15 protein-coding genes are annotated in these 14,805 nt (G+C 58.8%); 4 read left to right on the forward strand and 11 right to left on the reverse strand.

The annotated features are described in order from the left end of the window. Window positions 1–138 precede the first annotated feature (138 nt). The 11 genes from B5E84_RS19555 to B5E84_RS19605 all read right to left on the reverse strand — a co-directional run bounded on the left by B5E84_RS19555 (window position 139) and on the right by B5E84_RS19605 (window position 10,480). Entirely contained in the window at window positions 139–1,032 is an 894-nt protein-coding gene (locus B5E84_RS19555; protein WP_087226474.1) for a diacylglycerol/lipid kinase family protein, read from the reverse strand. 63 nt (window positions 1,033–1,095) lie between these two features. Continuing rightward, window positions 1,096–2,205, reverse strand: a complete 1,110-nt coding sequence (gene mutY, locus B5E84_RS19560) for an A/G-specific adenine glycosylase (RefSeq protein ID WP_087226477.1) — start codon at window positions 2,203–2,205, stop codon at window positions 1,096–1,098. Further along, on the reverse strand, window positions 2,205–3,185 hold the full coding sequence (locus B5E84_RS19565; RefSeq protein ID WP_087226479.1) for a biotin--[acetyl-CoA-carboxylase] ligase: 981 nt from the start codon (window positions 3,183–3,185) through the stop codon (window positions 2,205–2,207). The genes mutY and B5E84_RS19565 overlap by 1 nt, the downstream gene beginning before the upstream one ends. A gap of 2 nt (window positions 3,186–3,187) precedes the next feature. Then, entirely contained in the window at window positions 3,188–3,493 is a 306-nt protein-coding gene (locus tag B5E84_RS19570; protein WP_087226482.1) for a DUF6637 family protein, read from the reverse strand. Between the two features lie 294 nt (window positions 3,494–3,787). Further along, window positions 3,788–4,726 carry an SPFH domain-containing protein gene (locus B5E84_RS19575; protein WP_087226485.1) on the reverse strand — a complete coding sequence of 313 codons (939 nt, stop codon included), beginning with the start codon at window positions 4,724–4,726 and terminating at the stop codon, window positions 3,788–3,790. Window position 4,727: 1 nt separating this feature from the next. Next, a complete protein-coding gene (locus B5E84_RS19580) occupies window positions 4,728–5,171 on the reverse strand; it encodes an NfeD family protein (RefSeq protein WP_087226488.1) in 444 nt (147 codons plus the stop codon). A 126-nt stretch (window positions 5,172–5,297) separates the two neighbouring features. Then, on the reverse strand, window positions 5,298–6,068 hold the full coding sequence (locus B5E84_RS19585; protein WP_087226491.1) for a TrmH family RNA methyltransferase: 771 nt from the start codon (window positions 6,066–6,068) through the stop codon (window positions 5,298–5,300). After that, window positions 6,065–7,978, reverse strand: a complete 1,914-nt coding sequence (locus B5E84_RS19590) for an NAD(+) synthase (RefSeq protein WP_087226513.1) — start codon at window positions 7,976–7,978, stop codon at window positions 6,065–6,067. The genes B5E84_RS19585 and B5E84_RS19590 overlap by 4 nt, the downstream gene beginning before the upstream one ends. A 112-nt stretch (window positions 7,979–8,090) precedes the next feature. After that, window positions 8,091–9,419 (reverse strand): MATE family efflux transporter, encoded by a 1,329-nt coding sequence (locus B5E84_RS19595; RefSeq protein ID WP_242963449.1) that lies wholly within the window; start codon window positions 9,417–9,419, stop codon window positions 8,091–8,093. A gap of 130 nt (window positions 9,420–9,549) precedes the next feature. Beyond that, window positions 9,550–10,212 (reverse strand): SdpI family protein, encoded by a 663-nt coding sequence (locus B5E84_RS19600; protein ID WP_087226497.1) that lies wholly within the window; start codon window positions 10,210–10,212, stop codon window positions 9,550–9,552. After that, window positions 10,202–10,480 (reverse strand): autorepressor SdpR family transcription factor, encoded by a 279-nt coding sequence (locus B5E84_RS19605; protein ID WP_087226500.1) that lies wholly within the window; start codon window positions 10,478–10,480, stop codon window positions 10,202–10,204. The genes B5E84_RS19600 and B5E84_RS19605 overlap by 11 nt, the downstream gene beginning before the upstream one ends. A gap of 251 nt (window positions 10,481–10,731) precedes the next feature. Between B5E84_RS19605 and B5E84_RS19610 the strand changes: the two genes are divergently transcribed. The 4 genes from B5E84_RS19610 to B5E84_RS19625 all read left to right on the forward strand — a co-directional run bounded on the left by B5E84_RS19610 (window position 10,732) and on the right by B5E84_RS19625 (window position 14,546). Then, complete coding sequence (locus B5E84_RS19610; RefSeq protein WP_087226503.1) at window positions 10,732–11,172, forward strand: RrF2 family transcriptional regulator; 441 nt, start codon at window positions 10,732–10,734, stop codon at window positions 11,170–11,172. Continuing rightward, window positions 11,169–11,900 carry a tRNA threonylcarbamoyladenosine dehydratase gene (locus B5E84_RS19615; protein WP_087226505.1) on the forward strand — a complete coding sequence of 244 codons (732 nt, stop codon included), beginning with the start codon at window positions 11,169–11,171 and terminating at the stop codon, window positions 11,898–11,900. Before B5E84_RS19610 ends, B5E84_RS19615 begins: the two co-directional genes overlap by 4 nt. A 201-nt stretch (window positions 11,901–12,101) precedes the next feature. Further along, on the forward strand, window positions 12,102–13,529 hold the full coding sequence (locus B5E84_RS19620) for a spore germination protein (RefSeq protein WP_087226508.1): 1,428 nt from the start codon (window positions 12,102–12,104) through the stop codon (window positions 13,527–13,529). Window positions 13,530–13,616: 87 nt separating this feature from the next. Further along, complete coding sequence (locus tag B5E84_RS19625; RefSeq protein ID WP_330374318.1) at window positions 13,617–14,546, forward strand: DNA-3-methyladenine glycosylase family protein; 930 nt, start codon at window positions 13,617–13,619, stop codon at window positions 14,544–14,546. Window positions 14,547–14,805: the final 259 nt, after the last annotated feature.

Raw genomic sequence — 14,805 nt, forward strand, 5'->3', positions numbered from 1 at the left:
GCATCGAGCCGTCCCTCCAGGCGAGACAGCGCCAGCGCATCGAGCCGTCCCTCCAGGCGAGACAGCGCCAGCGCATCGAGCCGTCCCTCCAGGCGAGACAGCGCCAGCGCATCGAGCCGCCCCCTCACCTTTCATCCCTCACCCCCTAACAATATGTACCCGTTTCTCCAGGTTCACAATCTCCACTTCTCTCCGTTTCCCGCCAAACTCCCCGTCCAGCACCCAATCCACTTCCTCCTCGGCCTCCACCTTCAGCCGTTTCGCCTTAAACCGGTACACCAGCTCATTTTCCTTCCTCTCCTCTTTCATCAGCAGATAGGAAACAATATTGCTCAGCTCCAGCGGATTTCTTGGCATCCGGATCAGCAGCACCTCAAAAAAGCCGTCGTCCAGGGCCACATCCCCGCTCACCAGCCCCTTAAAGCCGCCTACGCTGATGGTATTGGTGACCATTCCAAACAGAAACTCTCCCTCCAGCGCCCCGTCTTCCCATTCCACTCTCATTTTTCTGCCCCGGATGTCCGCCAGGCTTTTCACTGCCTCCAGCATATAGGCCTGGTGCCCCAGCAAGTTTTTCTTATCCTGGGGCGTCAAATAGGAAACCTCCGTAAAGGCACCGAATCCCGCAATATACACAAAATACCGGTCTTCGCCGAATTTTCCCACGTCCGACGGGCAGGCCTTTCCCTCCACTGCCAGTCTGGCGGCCTTCTCCACCTGTTTGGGAAGTCTCAGGCTGGCGGCGTAATCATTGGTAGAGCCGGCGGGAATGTAACCCAGGGCCGGAGTTTTCTTTAACTCCATTATTCCGGAAATCACCTCGTTGAGGGTCCCGTCGCCGCCGCTGCACACAATCAGGTCCGCTCCCCGGCCTCGGGAGATCACCTGCCGTTTCGCGTCCAGGGGACACTGGGTAATGTAGGTTTCCACCCGGTAGCCCTTTTTCACAAAAATGTCCACCACGTCCATGAGCTTATTTTTGATCCTGCCCTTTCCGGAGCGGGGATTGATCACAAACAGAAGCCGTTTCACAGCTCATCCTCCTTCTCTGTTACCCTTGGAAATTACCGATAGTATCTCACAAAAAACCGCCGTCTATACCAATTTTCGATATGCTGAAAAGGCATTTGGCAGCGGGTATCCCTCCGCCAGCTCCTCCTTATCCACAAAAAACGGCAGATGCTCCCCCTTCTGCCAGGGAGGAAGGTCCCGCAGCCTCAGCCGCAGCCCCCTCATATGCCATTCCACATGGGAAAAAATGTGTTTCGCCTCCGGCAGCTCCTCCGCCTCCAGCAGAAACGCCTCCGGGATCCCAAGGGACTCCAGGGCCTGGGATACAGACATCTGCCCTTCCCTGTTGGGCAGCTCATAAAGGGAGGCTAAGAGGCCCTTCCCCTCCCGTTTCCGGATGGCCACTTTTCCGTCCGCCTCCACCAGAAACACCGTTCTCTCCTCGATCCTCCTGGCCTTCTTCGGCGCCTTCACCGGGATCTCCCCGGTCAGGCCCCTCTCTCTTGCCAGGCAGAGGGTGGCCATGGGGCATTCCCCGCACTTGGGGCCGCCGTTTGGCACGCAGACCAGGGCGCCCACCTCGATGAGGGCCTGGTTGTAGTCCCCGGCACGGTCCTTTGGCATCACGGAGCGAACCAGGTTTTCAAACTCCCGTTTTACCGCCTGTTTCTGAATATCCTCCCGGCTGGCGGTCACCCGCGAGAGCACCCGGAGCACATTTCCGTCCACCGCCGGCTCCGCCAGTCCGAAGGCGATGGAGGCGATAGCCCCTGCCGTATAGCTGCCGATTCCCGGCAGCTTTAAGAGGGCGCCGTAATCTCCCGGCAGATCGCCGCCGTAGTTCTCGCAGGCGATTATGGCCGCTTTTTTCAGATTTCTGGCCCGGCTGTAATATCCCAGGCCCTCCCACAGTTTCATCAGACGGTCGTCCCCGGCCTCCGCCAGATCCCGCACCGCGGGCAGCTCCCTCATAAACCGCTCAAAGTAGGGCTTTACCGCCTCCACCCGCGTCTGTTGGAGCATAATCTCTGAAATCCACACCCGGTAAGGCTCCGGGGACTGGCGCCAGGGCAGTTCTCTGGCGTTTTCCCCGTACCAGAAAAGCAGGGGACCCTCCAGCTGTCTCAGTCTCTCCCGCGGGGACAGTTCCCCAGCGTCTGAAAGGGGCAGCAGCTTGTCATACCATCGTTCCATTATACATATCCATAAAGGCCGCGGACAGAGACCTCACCGGATACCACGCACTCCCGCGTGCCGTCCGCCCGGTCCACCAAAAGCCTTCCTTCCTCGTCAATTCCCCGGGATACGCCGGTGTATTCCCCCGCCGGGGACAGCACCCGCACTTCCCCGCCGGCTCCCGCCAGCTCCCGGTTGTACTCCTCCTTTAAGAGGGATAGATCCCCTGCGCGGCAGTAGCTTTCGTAATAGCCTTCCAGCTCCTCCATCACCGCCGCCACCAGCCTGCACCGGTTCACCGGCTTTCCCGTCTCCAGAAAGAGGGATGTGGCCGTAGAAGAAATCTCCTCTGGAAATTCCTTCTGGCCTGTGTTGATGCCGATGCCGATGACCACGTAGTGAATGCAGTCCAGCTCTGCGCTCATCTCCGTGAGAATCCCGCAGATTTTCTTATTTCCCACCACCAGGTCATTGGGCCACTTGATGCGGCTCTCGGCCCCGGTCACTTTTTTTACCGCCGCCGACACCGCCAGAGCAGCCACAAGGGTCACCATGGAAGCGGAGGCGGGCGGCAGTTTCGGCCGCAGCACCAGGCTCATGTAAACCGCTGTCCCGGAAGGGGAAGACCAGCTCCGTCCCCGCCGTCCCCTGCCTGCGGTCTGCTCCTCCGCCGTCACCAGAGTGCCGTGGGGGCAGCCGGCTGCCGCCAGCTCCTTTGCCCTGTCATTGGTGGAGCCGGTTTCCTCATAATGGTAAACGGTTTTTCCCGCCCAGTTTCCCCGGATGCAGGCATCCAGCTCCTCTTTTGTCAGCCGGTCGGGACAGGAGGCCAGGCGGTAGCCCCTGTTTCTCACCGCGTCAATCCCGTAGCCCTCCTGCTCCAGCTGGCGGATCACTTTCCACACCGCCGTCCTGGAAACCTCCAGCCGGTCGCACAGATCCTGGCCGGACACGTATCCGTCTGTCTCTCTCAAAATCTTTAAAATCTCGCCTTTCACCTTTACCTCCAAATGCTGAGGGCGCTCACCGCGCTCACCACCAGCAGAAACACGCCCACTGCCAGAAACAGCCAGCCCACCTTCTTATTTTTCTTTCCTCTGGCAGCCATTTTCCGGCTCCAGATCCCATCCGCCAGGTTGAGCACCGCCCCCAAAAAGAAGATCACCGGAAAGAAAAACATATGATCCTCCGGATTTAAAAACGTCAGAATCCCCAGAACCACAATCATCAGCCCTAGGGCCACGTGGAGCACGTCCAAAATCATGGCCCCGTTTCTGGGCCCCCGCTTTTTTTCCTGCATATACATGAACTGTCCTCTCTTTTCCTCTTTCTTTCCATTACGTTACTATACCTTCCCGCCACTGTCAAGCAGGATTCGCCGAGCGGCAGGAGGGCCCTTTTTCACATAGATAAATGTACTCGCTATGGCACGCCAGCGCCGGAACACGGCCGCGTAGACATCCTTCTTCCCATACCCAACCCCGCATCCCGCCTAAAACGGTTTTGACACAGAGAACGCCGTATCCCATGGCACAACACAAGAAAAAGAGCCCGCCCCGCGGCAGACTCCCTTTCTTCTATATAACACATAACACCATTTTTATTTCTCCGGCTTTTCTTCTCCCGCCACCTCGGTGAGGGATTTTACCAGACCGGCAATTCCCTGGATCTCCGAAGGAATGATGATCTTCGTGGCCCGGCCGTCGGCGGCCTTTGTAAATGCCTCCAGGGCCTTTAAGGTAAGCACCGCCTCGTCGGCTCCCGCCTCCTTTAACATCCGAAGTCCTTCCGCGTTGGCCTGCTGTACCTTTAAAATGGCCTCCGCCTGGCCTTCCGCCTCCTTGATCCGTTTCTCCTTCTCCGCCTCCGCGTGAAGGATGGCCGCTTCCTTGTCCGCCTGGGCGTCCAGGATGGCAGACTCTTTCTTTCCTTCCGCCACCAGGATGGTGGACTTCTTCTCTCCTTCCGCCTTCAGGATGGCCTCACGGCGTTCCCGCTCCGCCTTCATCTGTTTCTCCATGGCGTCCTGGATGGCCGCCGGCGGAATGATGTTCTTTAACTCCACCCGGTTTACCTTGATGCCCCACGGGTCCGTGGCAGCGTCTAAGGACGCCCGCATGGTGGTGTTGATGGTCTCTCTGGAGGTGAGAGTCTGGTCTAACTCCAGATCGCCGATGATATTTCTCAGGGTGGTGGCAGTCAGGTTCTCAATGGCCATGATGGGATTTTCCACGCCGTAGGTGTAGAGCTTGGGGTCGGTGATCTGGAAGAACACCACCGTGTCGATCCTCATGGTAACATTGTCCTTGGTGATCACAGGCTGGGGCTCAAAGTCCACCACCTGCTCCTTTAAGGTCATCCTCCTCACCACCCGGTCCACAAAGGGCAGTTTCAGATGCAGTCCCGCCGACCAGGTACCCTGGTACGTTCCCAATCGCTCCAGCACCATGGCGTGGGCCTGGGGCACAATCCGGATACAGGACGCCAGCACAATCAACAGGATTACCAGCAAAATCAGCAATAAAATAATTCCAGCCATATCAGTTCTCCTTCCGAGTCTCGCTCACCATCAGTTTCACGCCCTCCACGGCGCGGATCACCACCGTCTCTCCTGTGGGAAAACGACTCTCCCCGTCAAAGGACCTGGCCGTCCACTCCTGGCCGCCTACCACGGCGGCTCCCGTCCCCAGTTCATTGTCAATGGCCTCCGTCACCTTGGCGCTCCTGCCGATCAGACTGTCCACGTTGGTCTTTGCCTTATCCCCGCCGCGGAGCAGACGGGCCGCCAGAGGCCTGGTGAACAGCAGAAGGATAAAGGAGACAACCACAAACACCACCAGCTGGACCTCCACTGCCGCCCCCGCCAGGGCCGCCGCAAAAGCCGCCAGCGCTCCGCCGGCAAACCAAATGGTGGTGAGCGCCATGGTCGCTGCCTCAATTCCCAGCAGCACCACAAACGCAATCAGCCAATACACCGCAGCCATCACTCATCCTCCTCTCTTACCGGTAATTGCCCTTATCCTATCATATTTTCAGAACATATACAATCTTCTGCAATATTTTTAAGAAAACAGTAAGAATCGCCTTTTTCCGGCAGAATGTCCCGGAAGTTACCCCCGGCGCTGCCTGGCCGCCTCAAACATGAGCACGGAGGCCGCCACCGCGGCGTTTAAGGACTCCACCCGGCCCAGCATGGGGATCTTCACGTAGCAGTCCGCCAGAGCCGCCGTCTCGTCCGTCAGCCCCCTGGCCTCGTTTCCGATAAGAAAGCCGCAGCCCTGACGGTAGTCCTCCCGGTCATAGGATCGCTCCCCCTTTAAATGGGCGGCGTACAGCCGGATTCCCCGCCGTTTCGCCTCCCCGGCCGCCTCTGACAGGCTGTCGGTGTAGATGAAGGGCACCCGGTAGACGGAGCCCATGGTGGAGCGGATCACCTTCGGGTTGAAGATGTCCGCCGTCTCCCGGTTCATAATGAGGCCGGTGATCCCGGCCCCCTCTCCGGCCCGGAGGATGGTCCCCAGATTCCCCGGGTCCTGGAGGGTCTCCAACATGATGATATGCGGATTCTCCCCTTTCCATACATCCTCAAGCCGCCACTTCGGCTGACGCACCAAGGCCAGCACTCCCTGGGGAGTCTGGGTGTCGGCCATGGCCTTCATCACCTCGTCCGTCACCGTCTCCCAGGCCACTCCCGCCTCCGGCTGGCCGTATTCTTCCATATATCGCTCCGTCACGTAGACCTTTTCCAGCCAGTCTCTGGGAGCCTCCTCGTACATTTTTCTTCCCTCCACCAGAAAGAGGCCCGTCTGCCGCCTCTCCCTGGCCTTCTTTGCCAGGGCCGCCGCCTGCTTTACCTGGCTGTTGGACGTGCTGGTAATCATGACAGTCCCTCCACTTCCTCCAGCCACAGGGCGGCCGCCGCGTCGCTGGGCATCCGCAGATCCCCTCTGGGGGAGACGGCCACGGAACCCACCTTCGGCCCGTCCGGCAGACAGGAGCGCTTAAACTGCTGGGCAAAGAACCGGCGGTAGAACACCTTCAGCCACTTTAAGATGGTTTCCCTCTCATACTGTCCTTCAAAGGCGGACAGGGCCATGCGGTAAATCTTCGCCGGCCGGCAGCCGAAACGAAGGATCTGATAGAGGAAGAAGTCGTGGAGCTCGTAAGGCCCCACCAGGTCCTCTGTCTTCTGAGAAATGGCCCCGTCCTCCGGCGGCAAAAGCTCCGGGCTCACCGGCGTGTCCAGCACGTCTAAAAGCACCGTCCGCAGCTCCTCCTCCCCGCAGGTATCCGCGTAGTAGCGCACCAGATGGCGCACCAGGGTCTTGGGAACGGAGGCATTCACCCCGTACATGGACATATGGTCGCCGTTGTAGGTGGCCCAGCCCAAGGCCAGCTCCGACATATCCCCGGTGCCGATGACCATGCCGTTTACCTGATTGGCGATGTCCATGAGCACCTGAGTCCGCTCCCTGGCCTGAGAGTTTTCATAGGTCACGTCGTGGTTTCCCATATCATGGCCGATGTCCCGGAAATGAAGGGTCACCGCCTCCTTTATATCCACCTCCCGCAGAGTGGCCCCCAGACGTTTCGTCATCAGGCAGGCGTTCTGATAGGTGCGGTCCGTGGTGCCAAAGCAGGGCATGGTGATGGAGTGGATCCGCTCCCTGGGGATCCCCAGAAGGTCGAAGGCCCTGGCCGTGACCAAAAGGGCCAGGGTGGAATCCAATCCTCCGGAAATGCCCACCACAGCGTCCCGGCACCCGGTGTGCTCCAGCCGTTTCTTCAAGCCCATGGCCTGGATGGAGAGAATTTCCTCGCAGCGCTTTTCCCGGTCCGCCGCGTTTCCCGGCACGAAGGGGGCGGGGTCGAACTTCCGCTCCAGTTTCGTCTCCTCCGGCAGGAAGGAAAATTCCACCCGGCGGTAGCCGAAGGCCCCTTCCATGCGGAAGGTGCTCATTCTTCTCCGCTCCCCGTCCAGCCGCTCCACGTCGATGTCCGCCGTCCACAGCCCGCTGTGGAATCTGGGAGACTGGGCCAGAATGCGGCCGTTTTCCGCGATCAGGTCGTGGCCGCCAAACACCAGATCCTGGCTGGACTCCCCGTCCCCGGCGTTGGCGTAGAGATAGGCGCAGACTAAGCGGGCGGACTGGCCGCTCACCAGGTTCACCCGGTAGTCGCTCTTTCCCGTGGTCTCGTCGCTGGCGGAGCAGTTTACCACCACCGTGGCTCCGGCCATGGCGTGGGCCGTGCTGGGGGGACAGGCCACCCACAGGTCCTCGCAGATCTCCGCCGCCACCTTAAGCTCCGGGATCTCCCGGCAGCAGAACAGCAGGTGGCTGCCCATGGGGATCTTTTCCCCCTCCCAGTCCACCAGCACCGGCTCCTCGTTTCCCGGCTCAAAGTTTCTGGCCTCGTAAAATTCCCCGTAGTTTGGCAGGTGAAGTTTCGGCACCAGGCCCAGCACCTTTCCGCCCTTGATGGCCGCGGCCACGTTGTAGAGCTTGCCGTCCTGGGCCCAGGGAAGGCCGGTGAAAATAAGCATATCCCGGTTCGCCGACGCAAACGCCAGGTTCCGCAGCTCCTCCTTCGCCCGATCCAGCAGGATCCTCTGTCCAAACAGGTCGCCGCAGGTGTAGGCGGTCAGGGAAAGCTCTGGAAACACCAGAATCTTCACACCCTTCTCTCCCGCCTCCAGGATCAGCTCCTCCATCCGTTTCCGGTTCCAGGCGGGATCCGCCACCCGCACCTTGGGAGTCGCCACTCCCACCTTGATAAATCCGTCTCTCATAAATTCCTCCAATATATTGGGCGGCGGCACGGCCGTTTTCCCTGGCCGCGCCGCCTGTCCTGTCATTTCTGTTCTAAATTTCCTTTTTTTCAGGGATGTTCCTGGAACTACTTTATCCCCGCGCCCCGTCCCTCGGCAGCCATTTGGCCTTCCAGCAGTAGAGCAGGTCCATGGTCATGGTGGTGATCCAGGTCACCGGATAGCACATCACCACGGCGTGGAAACTGGGGTTAAAGGGCACCAGGAAGTGAATGTAAATCATTCTCAGCACGCACATATTTCCCACGCCGATGAGCATGGTGGCCAGGGTGCGCCCCGCCCCTCTCAGGGTGCCCATAATGATCTGGTGCACCGTCATGGTCAGGTAGAAGGGCACGATAATGGAAATGACCTCCTGGCCGAAGGAGAGCACATCCTGGTCGGAGCTGAAGATCCCGATGACGTTCTTCCCAAAGAGGAACAGGAGCACGGACACCACCAGCGTATAGATGGCGCTCATCACAATGCCCTGGAAAATCCCCTTCTTCACCCGGTCATATTTTTTCGCCCCGATGTTCTGCCCCGTGAAGGTGGTGGCCGCCATGCAGGTGGTCTGCAGGGGCAGCATCACAAAGCCCTCCGCCTTGGAATAGGCGCCGAAACCGGCCATGGCCGCGGAGCCGTAGACGTTGATATTGGCCTGGACGATCACGTTTGACAGGGAAATGATGGACTGCTGGATGCCGCTGGGAATGCCGATGGCCAGGATCCGCCGCATCATCCTCCTGTCAATCCGCAGCTTGGAAAGCTCCAGACGGTAAGGCTCCCTCGTCCTCATCAGGGCCAGCACCACCAGCACGGCGGACACGCCCTGGGAGGCGATGGTGGCGTAGGCCACACCGGCGATGTTCCAGTGGAACACCAGCACGAACACCAGATCCAGCACGATATTGGTGATGGAGGAGGCGATCAGGTAGTACAGAGGGCGCTTGGAGTCCCCCACTGCCCGGAGAATGCCGGCTCCCATGTTGTACACGATATTAAACAGAGATCCGCAGAAGAAAATCCGCAGGTAGGTGGTGGAATCCGCCAGCACGTCCTCCGGCGTTTTCATCCAGATCAGAATCTGCGGCGACAGGGCCACCCCCAGCAGGATCATGCCGATCCCGCCCACAATGCTCAACGCAATGCAGGTGTGCACCGCCCAGTGGAGCTTCCTGTAGTTTTTCGCCCCGTAATACTGGGAAATGATGACGCCGGCCCCCACGGAAATCCCCAGAAACATCCCGATGATCAGGTTGATCAGGGAGTTGCTGGTGCCCACGGCCGCCAGGGCCTGGCTGCTCACGTAATTTCCCACCACAATGGAATCAACCGTGTTGTAGAGCTGCTGAAACAAATTTCCCACCAGCAAAGGCAGGGAAAAGGCCAGGATCTGTTTCCAGATCACCCCCTCTGTCATCAGCACGCCCTTCGTCTGCTCCGTCCGTTTTTCTTCCTCCAAATTCATCCCCTCCATTTTCCGGGGCCGTTTGGACCGAAAGACGGCCCGCCCCGTTCTTTCGCAATACAGCTATTATACACTTCTCCCTTTATTTGGTAAAGCCCTTTGAGCCGTTCTCCCCGCGCCACCACAGGTAGGAGCAGATAGAGGGAATCGTGCCGGCTACCGCCAGGCTGGCAAGGCAGACATAAAACGCCGGCTGCAAAGGCAAAAACACCGCCGCCAGCACAGTGACCGCCCCGGCCGCCACAAAGAGCTTTCCCCCCAGCCGGTGGGTCTTATGCCAGATCCAGTCGCTGGAGAGGGTCCAGGGCGTCTTGATTCCCATGTAAAAATTACTCTTAAATTTCGGCATCACATTCCCGATCCCCACGAACAGGATTCCCAGCAGCCCGGCGGTGACCCGCCCCACGGAAATCCGGCCGGGGAAAAAAGACTCGCTGAGGATCATTCCCGACATGGCCGCCATAAACACCTGCATCCCCAGGCAGAACCCGTCATAATAGCGGCCGAACTTCTCATAGTTGCGCCTTCTGGGGTCGATCCTCGGCACCACGTCCATCAGCACCGCAAACAGCAGGCCCATCCCCCCGACCATCCAGATCTCCGCCTTTCCTCCGTAGCTCACAGTGCCGTCCACATCCCAGTGGGTGGGAATTTGCTCCGGCATTTTCCCGTAAAGCAGGGCGATGACAACCAGAACCAGAATGGGAATCCCGTATGCCGCCACTCTCAGTTTCTTATTTCTCATGATCACTCTCTCCCTTCAGATCCAGGATCCACCCGATGATGTCGTCCATCACCGTGGTGTTCAAGGTATAATAGATATATTTTCCCCGTTTCTCCCCGTCTATGATCCCCGCGTGGTGCAGGACAGCGAGATGATGGGAAATGGTGGCGCCGGTCATGTGAAAATGGGCGCCGATCTCCCCGGCGGACAGCTCTCCCTGCTTTAAAAGTCCCAGAATTTCCCTTCTGGTGGGATCCGCCAGCGCCTTAAATGTGTCCGAAAATGCCATGCTCCCACCTCCTGACGGCGGCATAAACCGGTGGAGCCGCGAAACGCCGGAACACGTCTCTTTCGCGGCCATCTGCCCTGCTGTGCGCCTGGCGCGGACATTTCCCCAGGGCAGAACATTTAGAAATTTATCTAAATATAAAATAAACCTTTTTCCCTTTCCTGTCAATCCCTTTACAAACGGCGGGATTTCCTGTAAAATCATACTGAATTGATAAGAAATGAATCCAGACAGCCAGAAGGAGGTTTTTCATGAAAATTTCCACCAAAGGGCGCTATGCCCTCCGCATGATGCTAGACATCGCCCTCCATCCCGACGAATACACAAAGATCAAGGACGTGGCCGCGCGCCAGCAGATCTCGGAAAAATATTTAGAGCAGATTGTCACCATTTTAAACAGGGCCGGCTATGTAAAAAGCGTCCGGGGCGCCCAGGGCGGCTACTACCTGGCCAAACGCCCGGAGGAGTACACCATCGGCATGATCCTGCGGCTCACGGAAGGGAGTCTCTGCCCTGTGGACTGCGTGGAAAACGGGGTGGGAAGCTGCGGCCGCTCCGGCCTCTGCGTCACCATCCACGTCTGGCAGCGCTTAAACGACGCCATCTGCGACGTGGTGGACCACATCACTCTGGCAGACCTGGTGGAGGACTACCACCGGCTCCAGGACCAGGAGGGAGGAAACCAGCCATGATCCATGAATTTTCCAGAACGGAGCTCCTCATCGGCGAGGAGGGGCTGCGCCGCCTGAGGGCCTCCTCCATCCTCATATTCGGGGTGGGCGGCGTAGGTTCCCACTGCATCGAGGCCCTGGCCCGCTGCGGCGCCGGCCGCCTGATCCTGGTGGACAACGACGACGTGGCCGTGAGCAATATCAACCGCCAGGCCGTGGCCTATCAGGACACGGTGGGCCGTCCCAAAACGGAGGTGATGAAGGAGATCATCGCCCACATCAGCCCAAAGATCCAGGTGCACACCATCCGCTCCTTCGTGCTGCCGGACAACCTGGAGGCTCTTATGGACGCCATTCCGGAGGAATTTCTCCCTCTGGACTACGTCGTGGACGCCATCGACACCGTCTCCGCCAAGCTGGCCATCGCGGAATACTGCCACGCCCGTTCCATCCCCCTGATCTCCTCCATGGGCACGGGAAACAAGCTGCATCCGGAGCTTTTCGAAATCGCAGACCTCTACTCCACCTCCGTCTGCCCCCTGTGCCGGGTGATGCGCAAAGAGTGCAAGGCCAGAAACCTGCCGGGGCTGAAAGTGCTCTATTCCAGAGAAACGCCCAGAAAGCCCCTGGCTGACAGCGGGGAATTAAAGGGCAGCCGCCCCGCTCCCGGCAGCATTTCCTTCGTCCCGCCTGTGGCCGGGCTCATGATCGCCGGGGAAGTGGTGCGCTCCCTGTTAAACCTTTCTTAATCCGGACGCGGCATTTTCCCGCGTCCTTTCTTTTCTGTCCTAAAAAGTACGCAGCTGCGCACACTCTCGCCGAAACGCAGCTGTTCCGGCCGCCAGTTTCCTTTGCGCGGAATGGGTCACGCCGCTCTCATACTTTTCCCCGAAACTGCGCATACTGGACTCCATAGACCTGATGTTATCAAGTGAAAAGGAGTCTGACAGATGGAATTTTCAGCTAATTTATCGGAAAATATGTCCCGCCTCCAGGACATTTTAAAGGCGGATACGAATTTTGACGTGGTCTACCGGACCTTCACCACAGGCGGGCAGACGGCCTGCCTCTATTTTGTGGACGGGCTGACCAAGGACGAGGTGCTTTTAAAGCTTTTGCAGGTGTTTTCCTCCGTCCAGCCAAAGGATCTGCCCCCGGACGCCCACGGCTATTCCAAGCGGTATCTGCCCTACGGAGAGGTGGATCTCACCGCCGACGTGGACACCATGGTCACCTATCTCCTCACAGGAATGTCCTGTCTGCTCATTGACGGGTACAGAGAATGCCTGATCATCGACTGCCGCACCTACCCGGCCAGAGGGGTGAGCGAGCCGGACAAAGATAAGGTGCTGCGGGGCTCCCGGGACGGGTTCGTGGAGACCCTGATCTTTAACACCGCCCTCATCCGCCGCCGGATCCGGGATCCCAAGCTGGCCATGGAAATCATGACCGCCGGGGAGAGCTCTCACACGGACATCGCCCTCTGCTACATGGACGGGCGGGTGGACACCCGGCTTTTGGAGACCATCAAAGGGCGGATCCGCGGCCTTCACGTGGACGCCCTGACCATGAACCAGGAGAGCCTGGCGGAGTGTATCTATCCCCATAAATGGTACAATCCCTTTCCCAAATTCCGGTTTTCCGAGCGCCCAGACACGGCGGCAGCCTCCGTGCTGGAGGGAAATATCGTGATCCTGGTGGACAATTCCCCCTCGGCCATGATTCTGCCCTCCTCCGTGTTCGACATCATCGAGGAGGCGGACGACTACTACTTTCCGCCGATCACAGGCACCTACCTGCGGCTCTCCCGCATGGTGATCTCCCTGCTGACCCTGCTTTTGACCCCGGTGTGGCTTTTGCTCATGCAGAACCCGGACTACATTCCCTCCTGGCTGGAATTTATCCGGCTCTCCGATGTGCCCCACGTGCCTTTAATCTGGCAGCTGCTGATCCTGGAGTTTGCCATCGACGGGCTGCGGCTGGCGGCGGTGAATACTCCCAGTATGCTCACCACCCCTTTAAGCGTCATCGCCGGTATTGTGCTGGGGGAATACTCGGTGAAATCTGGCTGGTTCAACAGCGAGACCATGCTGTACATGGCCTTCGTCACCGTGGCCAACTACTCCCAGGCCAGCTACGAGCTGGGCTACGCCCTGAAATTCATGCGGGTGATCATCCTGGTGCTCACTGCCCTGTTTAATTTCTGGGGCTTTCTCGCCGGTATCCTTCTCTCCGCCTGCTCCATTATCTTCAACCGGACCATCGCGGGAAAGAGCTATATCTACCCCCTCATCCCCTTCCACTGGAGCGAGGTGAAGAAACGGTTCCTGCGCACCAGGCTGCCCCACACCAGCAAGGGGGACGGCGGCCAGGGATGAGGCTTTTCTGGCCAGCGGCACGGCGGCGCGGGAATTTCTCCCTTTCCATTGACCGGCGGCCTGCCTTCCTGTATAATCGTGGCTATGATGTACGAGACTTTTTTTAATTTTGACCTGCGGCAGATCGCCGCGTCGGGACAGTGTTTCCGCATGAGGGAGACGACCCCCGGCGTTTATACCATTGTCAGCCGGGGACGGCTCCTGACCGTTTCCCAGGAGGGGCCCAAGGTGGCTTTTGACTGCCCGGAGGTGGATCTCTCCTATTGGAAGGAATATTTTGACTGCGCCACGGACTACGGGCGCATCCAGTCCATGGTTTCCCCGAAGGATCCCTACCTCACCGCCGCCGCAAAGGCCGGCCAGGGCATCCGGATCCTCCGGCAGGAGCCCTGGGAAATGATCATCACCTTCGTGATTTCCCAGCAAAAGACCATCCCCAAGATCCGGGAGGCGGTGGAGGCTTTAAGCCGGGCCTACGGGACGAGACTGGAAACAGCCCTGGAAACGAAACCGCTGGCGGCAGTTTCCCCCCGGACGGCGGCGCAGGGCCTGGAGGGCGAAGGTTTTTACGCCTTTCCCACCCCGGAACAGCTAAACCGGGCCAGCCTAGAGGAGCTTTCCGCCCTGAAACTGGGCTACCGGGCCAAATACATAAAGAAACTCTGCGCCGACGCCGCGGAGGGACGGCTGGACTTAAATCTCCTGGAAACCCTGGACTATTCCGCCGCCATGGACTATCTCACCGGCTTTTACGGAATCGGCCGGAAGGTGGCCAACTGCATCTGCCTGTTTGGCCTCCACCACATCGAGGCCTTTCCCGTGGACACCTGGATCGAGAAAATCCTGAAAAACGAATACTACCCCAAACACCCCAGAAAATACGCTGCCCTTCCCAAAGCACAGCTCTATCCCGCCATCATCCGGGATTTCTTCGGGCGCTACCGCGGCTGCGCCGGCGTTATGCAGCAGTATATCTTCTATTATGAACGGCTGCGTCAGAACCGGGCGGAGGTTTGAAACCTCCGCTTTTTTCATGTCACGGATTCTAAAAAATGCGCGTTTCGGAGCGCGGCGGCACCAGCAGCCATTTTCCTCTGCGCGGAGTGCACCTCCCGCCAAAGGCTTTTGTGTCATAGGAAACGCATTTTCCTACTACATAAAAAAGTGTGCGCTTGGCGCACACTCGCGCCGGAGCGCGGCTGCGCCAGCAGCCATTTTCCTTTGCGCGGAGTGCGCCTCCCGCCGGAGGCTTTTGTGCCATAGGGAACGCAGTTTC

The sequence above is a fragment of the Lachnoclostridium sp. An14 genome, assembly GCF_002160755.1.
Lineage (GTDB): Bacteria > Bacillota > Clostridia > Lachnospirales > Lachnospiraceae > Lachnoclostridium_A.